Genomic DNA, 21,478 nt, shown 5'->3' with positions numbered 1-21,478 from the left:
TCAGTCACCCACGCGCAGCCGGCTGGCGGGCGAGGTGACGGTGCAGTCCGTCACGTCCCGCAGCCGGTCCACCCGGGCGGGGGCATCGCCGCGCAGGGCGATCCGCCAGTCTCCGGAGGAGAGTTGGTCGTTGTTCGCCACCTCGACCGCCAATTGCCGCGACGCCGGGGTGAAGCAGGCGGCCGAGATGCGCGCCGTGTCGACATCGGTCGCGCGGTTCAGCGGCACTATCCACGGCCGTGAGTTCACGTGCTCGCTCGGCGCGCCGACCACATCCATCGCCTGATCGACGGTCAGGCCGAGGAGGGTCCCCAAGCGGAAATCCTGCGGCCCGGCGGGCGTGCGCCCGAGGTCATCGATGAGGCCGGGGCGGCCCGCGACGAATCGAGACTCCACCAGCCACAGACCGGACCCGCCCAGCAGCACCATGACGATCACGATGACCACCGGGCGAACTCCCAGGTCCCTCACACTCAACATTCCACCAACCGCTACGACGCCTTCTTTTGCAATAGCGTACGCCATCGGTTCGGCGATCCGGACATCATTGCGCGCGAGGTGTGGGCGAGGTCGCGGGGACTCCGACGGTCCACGCACCGATACGGACGACCGGGCGCCCACCGGCCACGGCCCACCTTCGGGCACCGCTGCGTACCGATTCGACGGCGACCCAGGATCGCTCCGCCGCCGTCCCGTGCGCGCGCAACCAGGTGATGTAGGCGCGTGCGTCGTGTGCGGAGCACCCCTCCTTCGGGTGGGTGGCCGCGTACGCGACGAAACCGTGCGGCCAGGTGCCGAGCGTCCTCAGCGACGGACACGCACGGCCCGCTGAACCGGCGCGTTTGACCGCGAGTACCCGTGACGTGAGCGCCGCAGCTCGCGCGTCGAATCCCGCAGGCACCCGCGCCGCCAGCAGGTCGTCGAGCACGGCGCTCTGGCGGCGACGCAGGCGCTCGCGCGCGTCAGGACGAACCACAGCTACTCGAACTGCTGGAACTGCACGAGCTCGATCCGCCGCAGCTGCTCGCACTGCAGTTGGAGGCACTGCAGTTGGCGGCACTGCAGTTGGCGGCACTGCAGGTGGTTCCGGAGTCGTGACCGTGGTGGCCGGAATCGGCGGCGGAACTGCCGCCGGCGAAGAACCAGGACTCACTCGATCCGCGACGCCGGGTGCCCTTGCGCGCGTCGCCACCGGTGACCGCGGAAACGATCCCGATCACGAGCAGAACGACGACGATGACTGCGAAGATCTCCATCACTGCACCTCCCGGTTCACCCTAAGCCCGCTCAGCAGCCACCACCGCCGCCGCCGCAACCGCCGCAGGAACTACCGCCGCCGCAGGAGTGGCCGCCGCCCGAGTGCCCACCACCGGAGGAGTCGCCGCCGCCGAAGAAGAAGGCGGCACCCGAAGCACCGGCGGCCGCGCTGCGCCGGGCGGCACGACGAGAACCTTTGGCACCCTTCGGGCTGCGGGTCGCGATCACGGCGATCACCGCGAACACGAAGAGAATGAAGAACGGAATCACGATCGCCAGGACGTCCATCTCGACACCTCCGTCAGTCGTTCCCGAGAACCTCTCGTAGCGACAGCATCTCGTGCCGGACGGCGGTTTCGGTCACGGATTCGTCTCGTTCCAGCAACACTCCGGGAACCGGGCCCCCACCTGCGGCTTTCCACCCAAGAGAAGGCTGTGAATCCCGCCAGGCGGCAAGCAGATCGAGAACTTCCGGCCGAATCGGATCGGCATGGGTGTCCAGATACAGCGCACCATCGAAGCGACCACCGGCGATGTGCAGGTACACCACCGCGTCGAGCGGGTACCGCCGCAGTTCGGTGACGGGGTCGAGCCCGCGCGCCACACAGGAGGCGAACAGATTGGCCAGATCGAGTACAACACCCACCCCGGTCCGCTCGACCAGTTCGGCGAGGTAGTCCGGTTCGTCGTACTCGTCCTCGGGCCACCCGAAGAGCGCGGCGATGTTCTCCAGCGCCAGCGGGACCGGCAACGCGGCCTGGGCGGCGCGCACGTTCTCCACCAGCACGTCGAGCGCCTCCGCAGTGCGCGGCGCGGGCATGAGGTGTCCCGCTTCGAGTACTCGCTCGATCACCTCGCCGTGCGGGCCGTCACCGTCGTCGGCGCCCCGCTCGCCCGCGCGGACGAAGGCCACGTGCTCACTGACCAGTGGGGCGCCGAACGCGGTCGCGAGATCAGCGAGGCGCCGCAGCCGGCCCGGATCGGGCAGGTCCGCGCCGGCGAGACCCAGCGTCACGCCGTGCGGGATCACGGTGACCCCGCACTCGGCCAACGCGACCAGATCGGCCGGGAGCGCCGCGGGGTCCAGGTTCTCGGCGACCACTTCGGTGAATCCGATCTCGCCCGCCTGCGCCGCATCGAGCAGCATCCGGGCGATCTCCGGCCGCCAGGCCGCGGAGACGCCCGAGACGGTCATGCCGCGAGGCGCTGCGCGGCCGCGGCGATGCGCTCGTCGGTGGCGGTGAGAGCGATCCGGACGTGCTGCGCACCCTGCGGTCCGTAGAACTCGCCGGGGGCGACGAGGATACCGCGATCGGCGAACCAGTCCACGGTGTCCCGGCACGCCTCGCCGCGGGTGGACCACAGGTACAGCCCGGCCTCGGAATGATCGACCTGGAAGCCCGCACCGCGCACCGCGGCCAGCAGTACCTCACGGCGAGACGCGTAGCGGGCGCGCTGCTGCGCCTCGTGCTCGTCCACCGACAGTGCGTAGGTCATCGCCGCCTGCACGGGGAACGGCACGATCGCCCCCGCGTGCTTGCGCACCGCCGCGAGATCGGCGATCAGCGCGGGATCGCCCGCGAAGAACCCGGCCCGATAGGAGGCGAGGTTCGAGGTCTTCGACAGGGAGTGGATCGCGATCAGTCCGGTCAGGTCACCGTCGCAGACCCTCGGATCGAGAATCGAGACCGGTTCGGCGTCCCAGGCCAGACCGAGGTAGCACTCGTCCGAGGCGACGATCACCTCGCGCTCACGCGCCCACTGCACGACCTTGCGCAGGTGATCGACGCCGAGCACCGTGCCGGTGGGATTGGACGGGGAGTTGACGAAGACCAGCGCCGGACTCTCGGAGACGAGCTGGGCGGTACCGTCGGCCCGCACCGGCTTCGCCCCGGCCAGCAGCGCCCCCACTTCGTAGGTCGGGTACGCCACCTCGGGGATCACGACGGTGTCGCCGGACCCCAGCCCCAGAGCCGACGGAAGCTGTGCGATCGCTTCTTTCGTGCCGATCACGGGCAGGATCGCGTTCTCCGGGAGCGCGACGGAACCGTACCGCCGGTGCAGGGCAGCAGCGGCCGCGGTACGCAGCTCGATCGTGCCGATGGTGGCCGGGTAGCCCGGAAAGGCCGAGCCCTCGTACAGCGCGTGCCGGATCGGCTCGGCCACCGGATCGACCGGGGTGCCGACGCTGAGGTCGACGATGCCGCCGGGGTGCGCGGCCGCCCGCGCCTTCGCGGCGGCCAGCGTGTCCCAGGGGAAGTCGGGCAGACGGGCGGCCAGCGGCGAACGGTTCTGCACCGTGCGCGGCCCGTCAGTCCTCGGTGTTCATCGGCGGCAGCGCCTTGATGAACGGGTGATCGTAATCGATCTTGCCGGTCTTGGCGGCACCGCCGGGCGAACCGACCTCGTTGAAGAAATCGATGTTGGCGGTGACGTACTCGGACCACTCATCCGGGACGTCGTCCTCGTAGAAGATCGCCTCGACGGGGCAGACCGGCTCGCACGCACCGCAGTCGACGCACTCGTCCGGCTGGATGTACAGCATCCGGTTGCCCTCGTAGATACAGTCAACCGGGCACTCTTCGATGCATGCCTTGTCGAGCACATCCACACAGGGCTCTGCGATGGTGTACGTCACCTGATCACTCCTTCGGACACGTCGAGACCTACCGACAGTATTCCTGGCCGTTGGAACACGTCACAAAGAAGTGTCGCCTAACCTGCCGACGTGTGATTTCATTCACCGGTGCACGTAATCGTCGGGGTGTTCGGTCTCATTGTGTTCCTGCTGCTGGCGTTCCTGCCCACGCGGGACGTCGCCATGCTCAAGAAGAAGGCGCCGTACATCGCGCTGATGCTCGTGATCCAGTTCGGGCTGGGTCTGCTCATGCTCAAGACACCGGTGGGCAAGACGGTGATCGACGCGCTGGCGCGCGGGTTCAAGACCCTGTTGGGCTACGCCCACGAGGGCACGTCCTTCGTCTTCGGCGGCCTCGTCGACTACAAGACCAACCCCGACGGGGCGGGCCCGTTCTTCATGAACGTGCTGCTGCCGATCATCGTGATCTCCTCGCTCATCGGCATCCTGCAGTTTCTCAAGCTGCTGCCGCTGATCATCAAGTACCTCGGCCTGGCCATCTCGAAGGTCACCGGCATGCCGAAGTTGGAGTCCTTCAACGCCGTCAGCTCCGCGATCATCGGCCAGTCCGAGAACTTCATCGCGATCAAGAAGATCCTGCCGACGCTCCCGTCGAACCGCCTGTACACGCTCTCCGCGTCGGCGATGTCGACGGTGTCGATGTCGATCGTCGGCTCGTACATGGTGATGATCCAGCCCAAGTACGTGGTGGCGGCGATCGTGCTGAACCTGTTCGGCGCCTTCATCATCGTCTCGCTGCTCAATCCGTACGAGGTGGCGCCCGAGGACGACGTCTTCGCCGCACCGGAGCAGAAGAAGCAGTCCTTCTTCGAGATGCTCGGCGAGTACATCCTCGACGGCGCCAAGGTGGCACTCACGGTGGCGGCCATGCTGATCGGTTTCGTCGCGCTCATCGCACTCGTCAACGGAATCTTCGCGGCGATCTTCAACGGCACCACCTTCCAGGAGGTGCTGGGGCACGTCTTCGCGCCGCTCGCCTGGCTCACCGGCGTGCCGTGGAGCGAGTGCGTGCAGGCGGGCCAGATCATGGCCACCAAACTCGTGAGCAACGAGTTCGTCGCGATGCTGTCGTTCACCTCGCAGAACCCCGGCGGCGCCGTGGTGATGAGCGAGCGCGCCACCGCGATCGTGCAGACCTTCCTGGTCTCCTTCGCGAACTTCAGCTCGATCGGGATCATCGCCGGTGCCGCCAAGTCGCTCGCCCCGGACCAAGGCGATCAGATCGCCAAATTCGGCCTCAAGCTGCTCTACGGTGCCACGCTGGTCTCGTTCCTCAGCGCCACCGTGGTGGGCCTGATCTCCTGAGTCAGTCGTTCTTCTCCGGCTCCGCCGTCGGCGCGCCGGACAGGACGGCTTCGAGGCCGAGGATCTTGGCGCCGTCGGAGGCGCGCGATTCGACGGTGCGCAACGTCGCGAACTCACCCACGTACCCGGCGAATGCACCCACGACCGGGAGCCTGCTCACCTTGTCGAAGGTTGAGGCCGGCCGCGGCCGGGCGTCCAGTGCGGAGCGCGCCGACTTCACGGTGTGTACCACCTCGCGGACGGCGCCGATCGCGGAACCGATACCGCCGCGCAGCCGGTCGGTGGTCTCGCGCACCGGCACCAGTTCGCTCCACCCGGGGTTCTCGCCGAGCAGCGACCGGGCATCGATCTGCCTGCGCGCCAGCACCCGTGCCACCAGGTCGATCTGCTCGGAGACCTGATCGACGCCGTGCTCGCCGGCAACGCCGACCACCACGATGGTCTGGTTGGCGAAGCCCAGATAGGGCTGCAGCGGGAGCACCCGGGCGACGAAGCCGAGCGCATTCGGCCAGGCCACCGCGACGGTCGTCACAGCACCCACCGGGATCACCCACCAGCGCGACCGCCCGTCCGAATCGCGCCGCAGGTAGCCGTTGACCACCGGGATCGGGGTCATGCCCGCGAGCGTGGAGACGAACCTCGCGGTCACCACGGCGGGCCGCGTCACCGTCACGAAGACGCCCACCGTGCGTGCCAATTCCAGATCCGTGACATCACCCGTGACCGCGCCACCGCGCGGCTCCAGCGCGTTCACGCCGCACCCCGCTGAGCGTGCGTCGTCGTGCGCTCACGCGCCGGGCGCCCGATACCGTTGGCGATCGCGTGCAATTCGGCCACCGTCTTCTCCGATCCGTGTGACGAACCCGCCATCCGCGAGATCGTCTCCTCCATGAGCGTGCCACCCAGGTCGTTCGCGCCGCCCTGCAGCATGGCCTGAGTTCCCGCGGTACCCAGTTTCACCCAGGATGTCTGAACGTGCTCGATGCGCCCGTGCAGCATGACCCGGGCCAGGGCGTGCACGGCACGGTTATCGCGTTTGGTGGGCCCGGGACGGGCGGCGCCGGCGAGGTACAGCGGGGCGCTCTGGTGCACGAAGGGCAGCGGGACGAACTCGGTGAAGCCGCCGGTCCGGTCTTGGATGCCCTTGAGCACATTGAGATGCGTCACCCAGTGCGCCGGATTGTCGACGTGGCCGTACATCATCGTCGAGCTGGAGCGGATACCCACCTCATGTGCGGTGGTGACCACATCGATCCACGCCGAGGTGGGCAGCTTGCCCTTGGTGAGAACCCACCGCACCTCGTCGTCCAGGATCTCGGCGGCGGTACCCGGGATGGTGTCCAGACCCGCCTCGCGCAACCCGATCAGCCAGTCGCGCACGGACTCGCCGGACCGGGCCGCGCCGTTGACGATCTCCATCGGGCTGAACGCGTGCACATGCATGCCCGGCACCCGCTGCTTCACTGCGCGCACCAGATCGGCGTAGCCGGTGGCGGGCAGGTCGGGGTCGATACCGCCCTGCATGCACACCTCGGTGGCTCCCACCTGCCACGCCTCCTCAGCGCGGTCGGCGACCTCCTTCATCGACAGCGTGAACGCGTCGGCATCGCCCTTGCGTTGCGCGAAGGCGCAGAACCGGCAGCCGGTGTAGCAGATGTTGGTGAAGTTGATGTTCCGGTTGACCACGTAGGTCACGGTGTCGCCCACCGTATCTCGGCGCAGTTGGTCGGCGAGCGCGACCAGCGCTTCGAGGCCCTGCCCGTCCGCGTAGGCCAGCGCGCGGTACTGATCGTCGGACAGGCCGCCCGGGTTCTTCTCCGCCGCTCGCAGGGCCGACAGCACATCGGATTCCACCTTCTCGGGCGCGGAGAGCGAGAGCACCTGCTCGCGTACCGTCTCCCAATCACCGAAGGCCGAGCCCAGATCGGAGCGGGTGTCGGTGTTGCGGCCGTCAGTGTCGATGGCGGTATTGAGGTCGATGCGCCCGGACGACGCCCACTCCTCGTCGGGCTCCTGCCAGGGCAGGCCGACCGGGTACGCCTGCGGATCCGCGAGCCCCGTCGCCGGATCGGCGAGGGCGGCGACGTGCGGGGCCACCCGGGGGTCGATCCATGGGTTCCCGGCACGCACGTATTCGGGATGGACGGCCAGACGCTGCTGCAATCCGAATCCCGCCTCGGCCGTGAGGTTCCGCAGTGCGTCGAGGTCGGGCCACGGCCGCTCGGGGTTCACATGATCGGGTGTCACCGGCGAGACGCCGCCCCAGTCATCGATACCGGCCTCCAGCAGCAGGCGGCACTCCTCCCCCGACACCAGGTTCGGCGGAGCCTGTACGCGCATCTTCGGCCCCAGCACAAGGCGGGTCACGGCGATCGTCGCCCGGTACTCGTCGAGCCCCAGATCGGCCACGTTCCGCATGGCCGTGTCCGGCTTGGCGCGGAAGTTCTGGATGATCACCTCTTGAATGTGCCCGAAGGCCTTGTGCACCTTGCGGATCGCGAGGATCGACTCGGCGCGCTCTCGCTCGTTCTCGCCGATCCCCACCAGCAGACCGGTGGTGTAGGGCACCGACAGTCGGCCGGCGTCCTGCAGGACGCGCAGCCGCACCGCGGGATCCTTATCGGGAGAGCCGTAGTGCGCCTGCCCCTTCTCGGTGAACAGTCGCTCGGACGTGGTCTCCAGCATCATGCCCATCGACGCGGATACCGGCTTGAGACGGGTGAGCTCCTCCCAGCTGGTGACGCCCGGGTTCAGGTGCGGCAACAGGCCGGTCTCTTCAAGCACCCGGATCGACATGGCGCGCACGTAGTCCAGGGTGGAGTCGTAGCCGCGCTCGTCGAGCCAGACCCGCGCCGCTTCCCAGCGGTCCTCGGGGCGATCGCCCAGCGTGAACAACGCCTCCTGGCAGCCCAACTCGGCGCCGCGCCGCGCGATGTCGAGCACCTCGTCGGGTTCGAGGAAGGCGCCATGTCCCTCGGCGGCCAATTTGCCCGGCACCGTCACGAAGGTGCAGTAGTGGCACCGGTCGCGGCACAGCCGGGTGAGCGGGATGAACACGCTCTTGGAGTAGGTCACCTGCCCGACCCCGGCCTCGTCGACCAGTCCGGCCTCGCGCAAGCCCGCGTCCCGCACCCGGGAGGCCGAGACGCAGAGGTCCGCTAGATCGTCGCCGCGGGCGGCGAGCAACACCTGCGCCTCATCGACGTTGAGCGTGGCTCCGTCGCGCGCCCGGCGTAGGGCACGGCGCATCGCGGAGGGGGTCGGCTGGTACGGCTCCGCCGTTCGCTTCGGCACCGAGGGCATCGGTAGAAGCGCGGGAGTCGGCGTGTGGGCGTCCGTCACCTCTCCGATGATGCCAGGTACCCCGCGGCGACGGGCATTCCGATTCCGCAAACGAGCAGCAGCGGCAGTCTCCAGTCGGTGTACATGATGCTGTTCCCGGGCCCACCCAGCAAGAAGACGACAACGACGATCAGGAATGCGATCACGGGGATCGCAGCGAATCGGGCTTCTCCCCCGAGCCGTCCGCACGCGACGGAGATCCCGGCGAGCAGGGCGCCGAAGCCGATCGCGGAGATGGGCATCGGTACGGAGCCGATGTAGAGATGGAGGTACATCGTGGCACCCACCGCGCAGACCGCGCCGCCGAACGCGGCGAGGGCGTAGGCGAGCGCATCGAGTCCGCGGTTCATTCGAGCCCCGCGAAGAGGTCGCGTTCGAGACCGTCCGGACCCGGCGCGGCGGTGCCGCGGACCAGGATGTAGGCCTCCTCGGTGAGAACGGGTTGCGCGATGAGATTGGTGAGCGCGAAGGCGGTACCGCACGGCGCAACGGCGAGCTGTGTCGCGTGTGCACGCAACGCCGCGACCTTCCGGCCGGCCACGTCGCGGGTATCGATGAGCGCGGTGAGCGCGGCGTCGTCGTGGGCGGGCAGTGACGCGCTCTCCGGAACACTCCAGTCGCCCGGCAGCTCGGTCTCCGCGAATGCCGCGACGCCGCGGTCGATCTGCCCACGGCCCGCAACGGTCCAGTACAGCTTGGCGACCGCCCACTGCTCGCCCGGCAGACCGGACGCGGCCGCCGCGTCGACGGCGGCGGTGGTCACGGTGTGCGCGGCGATGTGGTCGGGGTGGCCGTAGCCGCCGACCTGGTCGTAGGTCACCACCACCTGGGGGCGCAGCTCGCGGATGATCCCGGCGAGCAGGGCCACGGGGCCATCGGCGGCGATCCGATCGGCGCTGGCGAACGCGCGCGGATGATCGGCGGCGGGTGTGCCCGCCATCCCGGAATCGCGCCACCGTCCGGCGCCTCCCAGGAACCGCGGACGGAGCACCGGACCGGCGGGCTCGCTGAGCGCGGCCAGCGCGCGGGTCAGTTCGGCGATCCGGTAACCGCCCAGTTGATCCGCCTGATCCGCGACGAGCTGTGCATAGGGCGGGTCCATCACCTCGCCCTCCTCGCCGAGCGTGCAGGTCACGACGGTGACTTCGGCTCCCTCGGAGAGATAGCGGGCGATGGTGCCGCCGGTGGTGATCGTCTCGTCGTCGGGGTGCGCGTGCACCAGCAGCAGGCGCCGGGTCACTTGGTGCGCTCCCACCGGTCGACGCCGGTGAACACTCCGTCCACCGGCGGGCCGTCGAGGGTGACGCCCTGCACGGTGGGGCCGGTCGCGGACAGTGTCACGTCCTGCAGGATCGGTAGGACGGTGGCCTTGGACCACAGGTCGGCGTCGATCGCTCCGAGATCGATGGGGCCGCCGCGCAGGCCGTCCAGGGCCAGTCCCTGGAGCGCGGGATCACACAGTCCGGCCAGGTTGCCGCCGACGGTGACCGCCTGCGGGTCGGTGGTGATGCTGGGCCGCGCGCTGGGGGTGGCGGTCGGCGTGGCATCGCTGGAGGAGCTCGGCGGCGGCGGGCATTCGACGCGGCTAGCGAGCCGCTCGACGGGGGTGGGCGCCAGGCCGGACCAGCCGACCACCGCATCGACCGAGCCGTCGAGCAGGGCAGTGCCGGTGAGCACCTGCGGTTCCCGGATCACGACGGAGGCGAACACTCCCATCGAACGCAGTTGATCGGTGGCATTACTCGCGACCGCGAAGGCCTCCTGGTTGCCCTGCGGCACGCCGATCCGCAAGAACATGGGCACACCGTCGCGCACGTACTGCTGCACGTTCTGGCCGGGCGAGGGCGACGGCGGGACGGGCAGCGCCGACGGGTCGGAACTGGTCGCGGGCGCGGGTGTGGCCGGGGTGACGGGTGTCGGCGCCGGGGTGGGCGGTGCGCTCTGGGTGGGCGGGATCGGCGCGTCCTGCAAGGTGTATCCGGCGGCGCCGAGGGCCTGTTCCAGTCGCCGCTTCGCCTCGGCCGGCGCGGGCGGGACGGGCATGGTGGGCGAGTAGCCGGGATCCGACGGTGCGAGTACCTGCGCGCGGGCGGGCCGGACGGTGTCGCCGCTGGACCCGACGGTGGTCAGCAGATCGACGTTGACGGCCTCGAGCAGGGCCCGCCGCACGGCCACGTCGGACAGGAACGGCGAGCGGGTGTTGAGGGTGAGCGAAAGCGTGCGCGGCGCGGGCTGTTCGGCGGCGCGCACCTGGTAGATCGACGTCAGCTGGGCCAGCAACGACGGCCCGCCGTGCACCGCGACCACCTGGACGTCGCCGGTGCGTACGGAATTGGCGAGTTGGGCATCGCTGCCGCCCTTGCGGAGCACGATGCGCTCGACGCGAGCCGGGTTCATCCAATAGCGATCGTTACGTTCGAGGGTCACCTCATCGCGGGCCACGTCGACCTTCTTGACCAGGTAGCCCGCGCCCGAGGCGGGGATCCGGTCGCGCATGGCGCCGTTGAACCCGCCGGGTGATCCCTTCACCAGGTGACTGGGGAGCAGATTCTGAAAGAGGGTGCGCCAGCCGGGTAGATCGTCCTTGAGGGTGACGATCACCCGCTTGCCGCCGGCACCGGACTGCACCGATTCGATCTGCCGGTACGGGGCCGAACCCACGGTGTCAGGGGCGGTGGTCATCGACTCCCACAGGTAGACGAAGTCCTCGGCGGCGATGGGAGCTCCGTCGGACCACTGCGCATCCTGCCGGATCGTGTACACGATCTGCTTCGGCGCAGGATGCTCGATGGTCGGCACCAGGTCGGTGTTCTGTTCCAGTTCGACGCGACCGTCCGGCCGCTTGACCTCGCGGAACACGCTGGGCAATGTCATCGAGGCCAGCGCTCGCGCGGCGGGCGAGCTGTTGGAAGCGAGATGCGGGTTGAAGCCGGCGCCGAGGCCGTCGATCGCGACCAGGATGGTGGCGCCGCTGACCACGGGAGCCTGCGGCGGGGCCGAGGTCTCCGATCCGGGGACGGCGGGGGGCGGATCCGCCACGCACCCGGTGAGCGTCGCCGCGAGCAGAGCCGACATCACCGTCAGCCCCATGGACCGTCGCCGCACCTTCGGCTCCCTCCTGCACGCTCGTCGCCCCGGCCCTCACCGCCGGGGCGTCGCCTCCACCGTAGTCGGGCGGATCAGCCCGCGGACTGGTCGCGCGACTTGGCACGCGAGCGCTCACGGGCGCGCTCGGTGGCGTTCAGGTGCACCTTACGCACCCGGACCACCTCGGGAGTGACCTCGACGCACTCGTCGCCGGCGCAGAACTCCATGGCGGCCTCGAGTTCGAGCTTGATGGGCTTGGCGAGGGTCTCCATCACGTCGGCGGAGGACTGACGCATATTGGTTAGCTTCTTCTCCTTGGTGACGTTGATGTCGAGGTCCTCGGCGCGGGGGTTGATGCCCACGACCATGCCCTCGTAGGTGTCGGCGCCGGGCTCGACGAAGAAGGTGCCGCGGTCGGCGAGCTGAATCATGGCGAACGGGGTCACGCTGCCCTGCCGGTCGGAGACCAGCGAGCCGGTGTGGCGGGCGCGGATCTCACCGGCCCACGGCGCGTACTCGTGGAAGACGGCGTTGGCGATGCCGGTGCCGCGGGTCTCGGTGAGGAAGTCGGTGCGGAAGCCGATGAGGCCGCGCGACGGGACGACGAACTCCATGCGGACCCAGCCGGTGCCCTGGTTGGCCATGGTCTCCATCCGGCCGCGACGGTTCGCCAGCAGCTGGGTGACCGAGCCGAGGTACTCCTCGGGCACGTCGATGGTCAGGTGCTCGAAGGGCTCGTGCACCTTGCCGTCGACCTTGCGGGTGACCACCTGGGGCTTGCCGACGGTGAGCTCGAAGCCCTCGCGACGCATCTGCTCGACCAGGATGGCCAGCGCCAGCTCGCCGCGGCCCTGCACCTCCCACTGGTCGGGCTTGCCGATGTCGAGCACCTTGAGCGAGACGTTGCCGATCAGCTCGGAGTCGAGGCGCGACTTCACCATCCGGGCGGTCAGCTTGTGCCCCGACACCTTGCCGACGAGCGGGCTGGTGTTGGTGCCGATGGTGACCGAGATGGCCGGCTGGTCGACGGTGATGCGCGGCAGCGCGACGGGGTTGTCCACGTCGGCGAGCGTGTCGCCGATCATGATCTCGGGGAAGCCCGCGACGGCCACGATATCGCCGGCGACGGCCTCCTCGGCGGGTTTGCGCTCGACACCGTCGGTGGCCAGCAGCTCGGTGACCTTGGCGTTGGTGACCACGGGCTCACCGTCGACCTCGCGCATCCAGGCGACGGTCTGGCCCTTGCGGAGAGTGCCGTTGTGGATGCGGACCAGGGCCAGTCGGCCGAGGAAGGCGGAGGCGTCGAGGTTGGTGACGTGGGCCTGCAGCGGCGCCGCGGGATCGCCCTTGGGCGCGGGGATGTGATCGTGCAGGATCTGGAACAGCTCGTCGAGGTTCTCGGCGTCGGGCACCTCGCCGTTGGCCGGGGCGGTGGTGCTGGCCTTGCCCTCGCGGCCGGAGGCGTAGACCACGGGGAGCTCCAGCGCGAGCTCGGCGGCCTGGGCGGCCTCGTCGGAGAGATCGGAGGCGAGGTCGAGGAGCAGGTCCTGCGACTCGGAGACGACCTCCTCGATCCGGGCGTCGGGGCGGTCCGTCTTGTTGACCACCAGGATCACGGGCAGCGAGGCCGCGAGCGCCTTGCGCATCACGAAACGGGTCTGCGGGAGCGGGCCCTCGGAGGCGTCGACGAGCAGCACCACGCCGTCGACCATGGACAGCCCGCGCTCGACCTCACCGCCGAAATCGGCGTGGCCGGGGGTGTCGATCACGTTGATGACGGTGACGGTGCCGTCCTGGTTCACCCGGTGCACGGCCGTGTTCTTGGCCAGGATGGTGATGCCCTTCTCCTTCTCCAGATCGCCCGAGTCCATGACGCGGTCGACGAGCTCGGCGCGCTCACCGAACGCGCCGGACTGTCGCAGCATGGCGTCGACCAGGGTGGTCTTCCCGTGGTCGACGTGCGCGACGATGGCGACGTTGCGGAAGCTGGGCTGAGCCACTGTTGTTCTCCTGGAGATGGTCGTCCGCGCCGGCGGGTTCTCACCTCGCGGACACGATGAAGGGGGCGTGCGTACACGCCTGGTCGTGACCAGGTTACTGGGCGAAGTGCCCTGGAGCCGCATCGCGGCGTCCGGATGTGACGGTTGGCATCCGGCGATTAGGTTGCGCTAACCTATTTATGTGAGTAAGACCAAGGCGCACAAACTCGTGGGCAGCAAGCCCAAGAAGAAGTGCTGCCGTAAGAAGACGCGGTGCATGAAGTGCCCCGTGGTCATCCACAAGCTCAACCGGTTGGCCGCGCACGGCGCCACCAAGAAGGAACTCGAGAAGTCCCTGAAGTCGGTGCGCGCCAATCCGGAACGCACACGCGTCGCCTAGGGTCGGCCGCACGTCTCAGCGCTGAGCGCGGCGCCCGAGGTTCTCAGCCCGCTCCGGAGACCGCTTGCCGCATCAGGGTGGTCAGCACCGCGGTGAGGACCTGCACCAGCTCGCGCGGGTCGGAGCGGTCGTCGGAATGCTGCCACCACGCCATGAGGAATTCGTTGAGCGACGGGATGAACGCCGCGTACACCCACGCCGGCACGTGTGCGGCGCCCGCGGTCACCGCGGCGCCCTGCAGCAGTTGCGCCCACTCGCGCCGGTTTCCCAGGCGGTGCTGCTCCATATCCGGACTGACACCCACCACCTCGACGAAGCCGATGCGGATACCGCGCGGATCCTCGAGGAGGACGGCGACATAGGCGTCGAGTGCGGCGGTCACCAGAGCGGTGGTGTCGCCCCGTCCTCCGTGCTCGCGGACGTGGGCGCCGATCGCCGCGAGCACGGCCTCGCGGGTCCGCGCCTGCACCAGGTCGTACACGTGCCGCAGGACCGCCTCGCGGTCGTCGAACAGCTCGTAGAAGTGACGCCGGGAGACACGGGCGTGCTCACAGATCATGGAGACGGTGGTGTGCCGGTAGCCACGGGAGGCGAACAGGTCGAGCGCGGATTCCTCGATCCGGGTTCGGCGGTCCTCCTGCCGCGTCTCGGCGTCGGCGCCGCCGTACGTGCGTCCCCGGCGGCACGTCGACCGCTCGTCCGGCGAGCGCGAACCTGATGGCTTCACGGACAGTGAATCTACCCGGGAAGTCATCGACCGCCCGACGGATCAGATCGGAAAGGGCCCTCCGATGCTGACCGGATTCTTCTGGTCGCCGAGCGCGCCGATACGCCACGACGAAGCGCCCGAGTGCGGCGGTGCAGTACGGGTGCATCGAGACAGCGCACGCGGCGTTCCCGACGGACGTAGCATCTGGCACATGAGCGCGGATCCTGGTCGATCGGCCTACGACTCCCCCGGCGAGGCCGCGGACGACGAGGCACCCTCGGAGAGCCTGGTCACGGTCCTCGTCGCGCTGGCGGCGAACGTCCTGATCGCGGTGGCGAAATCGGTCGCCGCGACGATCACGGGTTCGGCGGCGATGGTCGCGGAGGCGGCGCACTCCTGGGCCGACGCCGGCAACGAGGTGTTCCTCCTGATCGGTGCGCGCCGGGCGGAGAAACCGGCCGACGCGACGCATCCGCTGGGATACGGCCGCAGTGGCTATGTGTGGTCGATGTTCGCGGCGTTCGGCTTGTTCAGTGTGGGCGCGGCGGTGTCGGTGTGGCACGGCATCACCTCCCTGGACGCCCCGGAGGAAGCAGCCGATTACACGTGGGGTTACGCAGTCCTGGCGATCTCCTTCGTGTTGGAGAGCATCTCGTTCATCCAGGCGGTGCGGCAGACGAAGGCCGGTGCGGCGGAAAGGTTCCTGCATCCGCTGCGGTATGTGCGAATCACGTCGAATCCGGTGCTGCGGTCGGTGTTCGCGGAGGATCTCAGTGCGTTGATCGGGATCGTGATCGCGGCGTCGGCGATGGCTCTGCACCAGATCACCGGCAATCCGGTGTGGGACGCGATCGGTTCGATCCTGGTGGGCCTGCTGTTGGGCGCGGTCGCCATTTTCCTGATCAGCAGGAACATGGACTTCCTCACCGGGCAGGTGGCAACTCCCCTGGCCCGCAACCGAGCCCTCACCGCACTCCTCGCGCATCCCGATGTGACGCGGGTCAGCTTCCTGTACATGGAGTGGGTCGGTGCCGACAAACTCTTCCTCGTCGCTTCGGTCGATGTGGTGGGAGATCTGCCGGAAACCGCCGTAGCGGCACGCTTGGCGTCGATCTCGGACGAACTCCATCGGTTCGAGTGGATACAGCGGGGCGTGCTCACGCTCAGTCGCCCCGGAGACACCACTGCGTTGCACCCTGAGGCACTGCCCGACTGGTACCTCCCCGAGGCCGAGCGGGGCGTGTGATTCACGCCGCCTGCGGTGGTGCGGTGGACCGGTGCAGATGTCCTGTCGGGGTGCGGGTTTCGACGGTGTGCCGCCCGCTGTTGTCGTCGACGGTGCGGCTGGACCAACCGGCGGCTTCTTTGGCGTAGTTGCACGCCGCGCACAGCCCCTGCCCGTTGTCCAGGCTGGTGGCGCCGCCGTGCGCGTGTGCGGTGATGTGGTCGGTGTGGGCGATCGGGGCGTCGCAGTACGGGGTGCGGCAGTACCGATCCCGTGCGGCGATCAGCTCCGCTAGCCCGGCCGGGAACAGCCGCGACCGGGAATCGAGCCCGACGACGGCACCCGACTCCGGTCGCACGTAGAGCCGTTTGACCCACGCCACCGCATGCTCAGTGGCTCGCCCGACGAGGTGCCGTGCGATCTCACCCGGCAGTGTGCCGCCACCGGCCAGGTGCGCGGTTCCCGGCTGGTCGCCGAGCAGCACCGCTGCGGGCATGGTGAGGTTCACCGTGACGGGCAGACCGTCCGCGATGTCGCGGCCGGTGATCCTGGCGAAAGCCGTGTCGGCCATGATCTGTCCGCGACTGCGGCTCTCGCCTGGGGTGCCGAAGATGCTGTCGGCGGCCGTCTTCACCGCCGCATAGACGCCGACGGCTTGGGCGACCGGCAGCAGGATCGATACTCGCGCCATGCAGTCCGGTGCCGGACGGATCGTGACGCGACGATCTTTCGCCGCCAGCGCCGCACGATCGACCGTGGCCCGGGCATCGAGCCGATAAGCCACCTCTTTGACCTGATCCTGCAACCGTCTCAGCCCGAGCCCGGACGCCACGAAGCTCTCCCCGCACAACTCGTTGTCGGCTTCGGTCTTCAGGCGGGGTTCCAGGTGCGAGACCCCGGACACGATCACCTCCACCGCCTCCGGTGAGAGGTCACCATCACGCAACCGACCCAGCGTGGCGGGCAGGTCCCGTTCCAACACCGTCGCCCGCGACAGCATCCCCGCAGCCCGATGCGGCGAGACCTGCAACGCCAACGCCACCTCCGCCGCCACCCCGGCCTCCCAGCGGTCCTGCGGCACCCCGGCCGCGATCCGCTCACACACCCGCACCCGCAACAACGCGACGATCAACGGGTACTGATCGAACACCACCCGCGCACGCACCCGCTCCAACCCGACAAGCCCGGCAACCACCTCACCACCAGCCCCGGAAACCGAGCCGATATCTTCCTCGTCCATACCCGAACACTACGACCACCCACTGACACGTTGTGAACATGAAACCTCAAGCCAGACAACTCATTGAGCGATCATCGGCACCGGTTGGCCCCACGGCCTGTTTCAATGGATTCATGACCCACGACTTCCGATTCGGTGTGACCATGCGGTCGATCAGATCACGCACTGCCTGGATCGAAAAGTGCCGTCAGGCCGAAGCCCTCGGATTCGACGTGGTCGGCGTACCCGACCACCTGGGAACGTTGGCCCCGTTCCCAGCCCTGATGCTCGCGGCGGAGGCGACGGATCAGGTACGGCTCACCACCTTCGTGTTGAACGCGCCCTTCTACAGTCCGGCACTGCTCGCCCGCGATGCCGCCACCGTCGACCTGCTCTCCGATGGCCGCCTGGAGCTCGGACTGGGGGCCGGCTATGTGGAATCCGAATTCGACCGGGCGGCAATCCCTTTCCCGACAGCCCGCAGGCGTGTCGATCAGGTGGCCGAGACCGCGATGGCGCTCCGCGCACTGTTCACCGACGAATCGCATCGGCCACGCACCGCACAGCCCGGCGGACCGCCACTGCTGATCGCCGGGTGGGGCGATCGTCTCCTCGGCATCGCGGCGCACCATGCGGACATCGTCGCCCTGACCGGCGCCCGAACCGACGATGCCGGGCACCTCACCCTGGCCACCGAAGCGGAGACCGCGCGACGCGTCACGCGCTTGACCGATGCACTCGGCGAGCGCACCGGCACCGTCGAACTCAATATCCTGATCCAGGCACTGTTCTCGGACGTCACCGACGATGCGCTCGCACCGGTCCGCCCCCACCTCACGGCCGGCGTCGAGCGCCCCGAGGACTATCCGACGCTCCTCGTCGGGACACCGCAGGACATGGCCGACCGGCTATGGGAGCTACGGGAGCGCTACGGGATCACGTATTTCTCCGTGCTGGACAACAACATGGAAGCCTTCGCACCGCTGATCGCGCGGATGCGCTAGCTCGACGCCTTCACATCGGCATTGCGCACGAACAGCAGCCGGTCGCCGGCCTCGACGACCGAGACCGCGGGCGAATCGACGCGATAGAGATGCCCCTTGCGGACCACGCCCAGAACGATGTTCGGCAGATGTCGCGGCGAGCGTCCCACCTCGACGCGAGTCACCTCGCGCTCGGCGATGTTGAAACCGTCGCCGGGCGAAAGAAGGTCCTCGATCATCTCCACGACCGACGGCGTGGTGGTCGCCATGCCGAGCAGGCGGCCGGCCGTCTCCGAGGAGACGACCACCGAGTCGGCGCCGGACTGGCGCAGCAGATGCGTGTTCTCGGACTCGCGGACCGAGGCGACGATCTTCGCCTTGGGCGCCAGTTCGCGCGCAGTGAGCGTGACCATCACCGCGGCGTCATCGCGATTGGCGCCGATGATGATCGACTCCGCGCGGGGCGCACCCGCGAGCCGCAGCACGTCGGCTTTGGTGGCGTCACCGCGGACCGTGACGAGACCGTCGATCTCGGCGACCTCCAGGGCAGCCTGATCGGTGTCGACCACGACGATCTTGCTCGGCTCGATGCCGTCGTTGATCATCGCGCTTACCGCGGTCCGGCCCTTGGTGCCGTAGCCCACGACGATCGTGTGGTTGTGCACAGCAGACCTCCAACGTTGGATTTTGAACGCCTGGCGGGAACGCTCCGTAAGCACTTGGAGCGTGGTGCCGACCAAGACGATGAGGAACAGGATGCGCAGCGGCGTGACCAGCAGGACGTTGATCAGGCGCGCGGACTGGCTGATCGGCGTGATGTCGCCGTATCCGGTGGTCGACAGCGACACCGTCGCGTAGTACAGGCAGTCCAGGAACGTGAGCTGGGTCTTGCCCTGGTATCCGGCTTCGACCGCGGTATCGCGATACCCGTCCCGTTCGAGGTAGACGATGAACACCGCGAGGAACAGCGCACCGAGCGCGACCACGACACGCGCCCAGATGGCGCGCCACGGGTTGGTGTCGCCCGCGGGGATGCGCAGGACGTTGACCAGCGCGTGGTCCGGGAGATCCGTCAGCTCGGACTTGCTGCGGCGACGGAATGAGCTGCGTGCGGCCATACCTACCTGGGTGATCCTTCGTCAATCCTGGGTGCGACGTTTGCGACTACGTCCGGTTTAGCACGCGGCGCGAACCGACGTGGAATCTGCCACAATCTGGCCATGGTGTCTACCACAGACCGTGCTGCCCGGAAGAAGACCGATAGGGCCGCCCGCAGCATGGCCCTCTCCCTCGCGGGAATGGGCGTCGCGCATTTCATCGCTCCCAAGCCCTTCGACGGGATCGTGCCGCCGAATCTGCCCCTCGGGCTGACGCCGCGCAGGGCGACGCACCTGTCCGGCGTCGCGGAACTCGCCACCGCCGGTCTGCTGGCGGTGCCGCGCACCCGCCGGCTCGGCGGCGTGGCCGCGGCCGCCCTGTTCACCGCGGTGTTCCCGGCGAACGTCTACATGGCGCAGCAGTGGTCCGACAAGCCGTTGCCGCTGCGGCTCGGCGCGTACGGACGACTGCCGCTCCAGTTACCGATGATCGTGACGGCGGTGAAGATCGCCCGCGATAAGTCCTGAGCCGCGCTCAGTCCTCTGTCGCGGACCGTGCCTCGTCCGCTGTCGACGACGAGGTCCCGGAGGTGGATTGATCGCCGGCGGAGGCCGTGGCCGTCTCCGCCTTCGATGCCTCCGCCTTCGATGCCTCTGCCTTCGACGCCTCTGCCTTCGACGCCTCCGACTTCGACGCCTCTGTCTTCGACGATGCGGGTTCGGTGACCGTCGGCGCCGCCGCGGCATTCGCTCCGGCCGAGGGCGACGATTCCGTGGTCCCGCTCGTGGATGCCCAGGTGGCCGACGCCGTACCGCTCGACGGCGCACCCGATGAACCCGCCGAGCTCGACGGCGTGCTCGCAGCCGATGCGCTCGTCACCGGCGCTGCCGTCCCCGATGCGGCGGTCTCCGGTGCGGTCGTCGATGCTGCGGACGCCGCACCCGCCGACGATGTGGCGGCGGCCGCCACGGCCACCGGTTGCGGCGCACTGGTCGTGGCCGTGGGACGGACGCTCGGCGTGATGTACTTGCCATCGGGCCCGAGGGCGGCCTCGGGTGCGGTGGTGACCGAGACGGTGCCGTCGGCCAGGTACTGCTTGACCGCGTTGTCGACGGTCGCCTCACCCCGCCGGAACAGGCCGTGGTCGCCGCCGCCGACCGAGATCAGCATGCCGCGCACGGCATCCCGCATCGCGGCGACTCCCGAGTAGGGCGTGGCGGGATCGCCGTAGCTCTGCAACAGCAGCGGCGAGGTGGCGAGGTTGACCGAGTAGTCCGGAGCCCGGTTCGAACCCGCGAAGGCCATCACGTTGCCCATGGTGCGCATGAAGGCGCTCAGGGAGCTGGCGGTATCGGCGCCGGTCACGACGTTGAACAGCAGCCCACCTGCGGATATCAGCGCGGCCGGGAGGTAACTGACATCGATCTTGCCGGTCTGCGCCGCCTTGGCGGAGGCGTCGACGACGGCGGGGCCCATCCGGTCGTAGATGGTGACGGTGCCGTTGCCGGCGCCGATCGCCGCGCTCGTGCCCGGGAATGCCGAATCGGGCTTACCCTCGACCGTCATCCCGTAGATCTGCTGGGACAGCCCCGTCCACTGCGCGCGGTTGTACATCTTGCTGGTGGAGTTCAGCATGATGTTCGACGGCCCTCGGGTCGCCGTGATCACATCGGTCGGCGACAGCGCCCCGCTCATCAGTCCCACCGTGACGCGCACGTTGTAGGCGATCCGCTCGTACACCTGCCGGGCCGTGTTGTATGCGGGCAGGATCACGGCGGCGAAGGGGCGCAGGTTCTCGGGAAGATCCTCGGCGATCGCCGCGGGCGGCAGGTAGTTCGCCGCATACGCTTTCGGCGACGCCGACAGTCGGGCCGCGTTCCACTTCTCGAAGACCTGGAGCGGTGTGGAACCGAGTTTGACCTTGTCGTCGTTCGCCGCAGCCCATTCGAAGTACTGGCTCAGCCGGGCACGGAAGGCCTCGTTCTGCGCCGCAGCTGCCAGCAGTCCCCCGCCCACACCGATGGTCTTCGGGTTCATGTTGGAGTCGAGGATCAGGCGATCGACCGATCCCGGGAACATGCTCGCGAAGGCGGCCCCGAGCGAAGTGGCGGATTCTAGGGATCGTCGCAACACCGAGCCTGGTAGGGCCCACCATACGGAAGTGCTCCGCTGAGTATTCCAGCGGAGCGCTTCTGGGATCCGCGGTGCTCGTTGC

Annotated in this window: 21 protein-coding genes; 5 read left to right on the top strand and 16 right to left on the bottom strand. The window is 68.7% G+C overall.

Annotated elements, in window-relative coordinates; all coding sequences use genetic code 11:
• From TPAU_RS05785 to fdxA, 6 genes are all read right to left on the bottom strand, one after another.
• Positions 1-471, bottom strand: coding sequence for a hypothetical protein (locus TPAU_RS05785; protein ID WP_147291061.1), 471 nt, complete (start codon positions 469-471; stop codon positions 1-3).
• Positions 472-544: 73 nt separating this feature from the next.
• Positions 545-976 carry an SCO6045 C-terminal-like domain-containing protein gene (locus tag TPAU_RS05780; protein ID WP_013125825.1) on the bottom strand — a complete coding sequence of 144 codons (432 nt, stop codon included), beginning with the start codon at positions 974-976 and terminating at the stop codon, positions 545-547.
• A gap of 311 nt (positions 977-1,287) precedes the next feature.
• Positions 1,288-1,545 carry a hypothetical protein gene (locus TPAU_RS05770; RefSeq protein WP_013125823.1) on the bottom strand — a complete coding sequence of 86 codons (258 nt, stop codon included), beginning with the start codon at positions 1,543-1,545 and terminating at the stop codon, positions 1,288-1,290.
• 13 nt (positions 1,546-1,558) lie between these two features.
• Positions 1,559-2,452 carry an MbnB/TglH/ChrH family RiPP precursor modification enzyme gene (locus TPAU_RS05765; protein ID WP_013125822.1) on the bottom strand — a complete coding sequence of 298 codons (894 nt, stop codon included), beginning with the start codon at positions 2,450-2,452 and terminating at the stop codon, positions 1,559-1,561.
• Complete coding sequence (gene dapC, locus TPAU_RS05760) at positions 2,449-3,555, bottom strand: succinyldiaminopimelate transaminase (protein ID WP_013125821.1); 1,107 nt, start codon at positions 3,553-3,555, stop codon at positions 2,449-2,451. The genes TPAU_RS05765 and dapC overlap by 4 nt, the downstream gene beginning before the upstream one ends.
• Positions 3,556-3,568: 13 nt before the next feature.
• Positions 3,569-3,895, bottom strand: coding sequence for a ferredoxin (fdxA, locus tag TPAU_RS05755; protein ID WP_013125820.1), 327 nt, complete (start codon positions 3,893-3,895; stop codon positions 3,569-3,571).
• A 108-nt stretch (positions 3,896-4,003) separates the two neighbouring features.
• Between fdxA and TPAU_RS05750 the strand changes: the two genes are divergently transcribed.
• Positions 4,004-5,221, top strand: a complete 1,218-nt coding sequence (locus tag TPAU_RS05750) for a NupC/NupG family nucleoside CNT transporter (RefSeq protein WP_013125819.1) — start codon at positions 4,004-4,006, stop codon at positions 5,219-5,221.
• 1 nt (position 5,222) lies between these two features.
• Here TPAU_RS05750 and TPAU_RS21805 read toward each other — a convergent pair whose 3' ends face one another.
• The 6 genes from TPAU_RS21805 to typA all read right to left on the bottom strand — a co-directional run bounded on the left by TPAU_RS21805 (position 5,223) and on the right by typA (position 13,650).
• Positions 5,223-5,975, bottom strand: a complete 753-nt coding sequence (locus tag TPAU_RS21805; RefSeq protein ID WP_013125818.1) for a hypothetical protein — start codon at positions 5,973-5,975, stop codon at positions 5,223-5,225.
• Positions 5,972-8,524, bottom strand: a complete 2,553-nt coding sequence (locus TPAU_RS05740) for a bifunctional FO biosynthesis protein CofGH (protein WP_041944303.1) — start codon at positions 8,522-8,524, stop codon at positions 5,972-5,974. Before TPAU_RS05740 ends, TPAU_RS21805 begins: the two co-directional genes overlap by 4 nt.
• 35 nt (positions 8,525-8,559) lie before the next feature.
• Positions 8,560-8,913, bottom strand: coding sequence for a hypothetical protein (locus TPAU_RS05735; RefSeq protein WP_013125816.1), 354 nt, complete (start codon positions 8,911-8,913; stop codon positions 8,560-8,562).
• The gene (gene mshB, locus TPAU_RS05730; protein ID WP_013125815.1) at positions 8,910-9,803 is read right to left on the bottom strand and encodes an N-acetyl-1-D-myo-inositol-2-amino-2-deoxy-alpha-D-glucopyranoside deacetylase; all 894 of its coding nucleotides are present in this window, start codon (positions 9,801-9,803) and stop codon (positions 8,910-8,912) included. The genes TPAU_RS05735 and mshB overlap by 4 nt, the downstream gene beginning before the upstream one ends.
• A complete protein-coding gene (locus TPAU_RS05725; RefSeq protein ID WP_049825788.1) occupies positions 9,800-11,653 on the bottom strand; it encodes an ABC transporter family substrate-binding protein in 1,854 nt (617 codons plus the stop codon). Before TPAU_RS05725 ends, mshB begins: the two co-directional genes overlap by 4 nt.
• A gap of 89 nt (positions 11,654-11,742) precedes the next feature.
• Positions 11,743-13,650 carry a translational GTPase TypA gene (typA, locus tag TPAU_RS05720; RefSeq protein ID WP_013125813.1) on the bottom strand — a complete coding sequence of 636 codons (1,908 nt, stop codon included), beginning with the start codon at positions 13,648-13,650 and terminating at the stop codon, positions 11,743-11,745.
• A 181-nt stretch (positions 13,651-13,831) separates the two neighbouring features.
• On the opposite strand from typA, the gene TPAU_RS05715 reads away from it, so the two are divergent.
• Positions 13,832-14,029 carry a hypothetical protein gene (locus TPAU_RS05715; protein WP_013125812.1) on the top strand — a complete coding sequence of 66 codons (198 nt, stop codon included), beginning with the start codon at positions 13,832-13,834 and terminating at the stop codon, positions 14,027-14,029.
• Positions 14,030-14,072: 43 nt separating this feature from the next.
• Here TPAU_RS05715 and TPAU_RS21800 read toward each other — a convergent pair whose 3' ends face one another.
• Entirely contained in the window at positions 14,073-14,756 is a 684-nt protein-coding gene (locus tag TPAU_RS21800; protein WP_049825787.1) for a TetR/AcrR family transcriptional regulator, read from the bottom strand.
• A 193-nt stretch (positions 14,757-14,949) separates the two neighbouring features.
• On the opposite strand from TPAU_RS21800, the gene TPAU_RS05705 reads away from it, so the two are divergent.
• Entirely contained in the window at positions 14,950-15,984 is a 1,035-nt protein-coding gene (locus TPAU_RS05705) for a cation diffusion facilitator family transporter (protein WP_013125810.1), read from the top strand.
• Between the two features lies 1 nt (position 15,985).
• Here the strand turns inward: TPAU_RS05705 and TPAU_RS05700 are convergent, their stop codons facing one another.
• Positions 15,986-17,203, bottom strand: a complete 1,218-nt coding sequence (locus TPAU_RS05700; protein WP_013125809.1) for an HNH endonuclease — start codon at positions 17,201-17,203, stop codon at positions 15,986-15,988.
• Between the two features lie 113 nt (positions 17,204-17,316).
• Here TPAU_RS05700 and TPAU_RS05695 point away from each other — a divergent pair, with 113 nt between their 5' ends.
• Positions 17,317-18,186, top strand: coding sequence for a TIGR03621 family F420-dependent LLM class oxidoreductase (locus TPAU_RS05695; protein WP_013125808.1), 870 nt, complete (start codon positions 17,317-17,319; stop codon positions 18,184-18,186).
• Here the strand turns inward: TPAU_RS05695 and TPAU_RS05690 are convergent.
• Complete coding sequence (locus TPAU_RS05690; protein ID WP_013125807.1) at positions 18,183-19,283, bottom strand: potassium channel family protein; 1,101 nt, start codon at positions 19,281-19,283, stop codon at positions 18,183-18,185. The two genes, TPAU_RS05695 and TPAU_RS05690, sit on opposite strands and share 4 nt — an antisense overlap.
• A gap of 102 nt (positions 19,284-19,385) precedes the next feature.
• Between TPAU_RS05690 and TPAU_RS05685 the strand changes: the two genes are divergently transcribed.
• On the top strand, positions 19,386-19,790 hold the full coding sequence (locus TPAU_RS05685; RefSeq protein WP_013125806.1) for a DoxX family protein: 405 nt from the start codon (positions 19,386-19,388) through the stop codon (positions 19,788-19,790).
• A gap of 7 nt (positions 19,791-19,797) precedes the next feature.
• Here TPAU_RS05685 and TPAU_RS05680 read toward each other — a convergent pair whose 3' ends face one another.
• Entirely contained in the window at positions 19,798-21,342 is a 1,545-nt protein-coding gene (locus TPAU_RS05680) for an alpha/beta hydrolase (RefSeq protein ID WP_013125805.1), read from the bottom strand.
• Positions 21,343-21,478: the final 136 nt, after the last annotated feature.

This window comes from Tsukamurella paurometabola DSM 20162 (assembly GCF_000092225.1).
Lineage (GTDB): Bacteria > Actinomycetota > Actinomycetes > Mycobacteriales > Mycobacteriaceae > Tsukamurella > Tsukamurella paurometabola.
This window is presented reverse-complemented; position numbering and strand designations above follow the sequence as displayed.

Excerpts from the sequence above, each read along its gene's own strand:
- TPAU_RS05705 (WP_013125810.1), top strand. The coding sequence starts at position 14,950 with ATGAGCGCGGATCCTGGTCGATCGGCCTACGACTCCCCCGGCGAGGCC.
- TPAU_RS05685 (WP_013125806.1), top strand. The coding sequence starts at position 19,386 with ATGGTGTCTACCACAGACCGTGCTGCCCGGAAGAAGACCGATAGGGCC.
- TPAU_RS05690 (WP_013125807.1), bottom strand. The coding sequence starts at position 19,283 with ATGGCCGCACGCAGCTCATTCCGTCGCCGCAGCAAGTCCGAGCTGACG.
- TPAU_RS05740 (WP_041944303.1), bottom strand. The coding sequence starts at position 8,524 with ATGCCCTCGGTGCCGAAGCGAACGGCGGAGCCGTACCAGCCGACCCCC.
- TPAU_RS05700 (WP_013125809.1), bottom strand. The coding sequence starts at position 17,203 with ATGGACGAGGAAGATATCGGCTCGGTTTCCGGGGCTGGTGGTGAGGTG.
- TPAU_RS05695 (WP_013125808.1), top strand. The coding sequence starts at position 17,317 with ATGACCCACGACTTCCGATTCGGTGTGACCATGCGGTCGATCAGATCA.
- TPAU_RS05765 (WP_013125822.1), bottom strand. The coding sequence starts at position 2,452 with ATGACCGTCTCGGGCGTCTCCGCGGCCTGGCGGCCGGAGATCGCCCGG.
- TPAU_RS05735 (WP_013125816.1), bottom strand. The coding sequence starts at position 8,913 with ATGAACCGCGGACTCGATGCGCTCGCCTACGCCCTCGCCGCGTTCGGC.
- TPAU_RS05725 (WP_049825788.1), bottom strand. The coding sequence starts at position 11,653 with ATGGGGCTGACGGTGATGTCGGCTCTGCTCGCGGCGACGCTCACCGGG.
- TPAU_RS05680 (WP_013125805.1), bottom strand. The coding sequence starts at position 21,342 with ATGTTCCCGGGATCGGTCGATCGCCTGATCCTCGACTCCAACATGAAC.
- TPAU_RS05770 (WP_013125823.1), bottom strand. The coding sequence starts at position 1,545 with ATGGACGTCCTGGCGATCGTGATTCCGTTCTTCATTCTCTTCGTGTTC.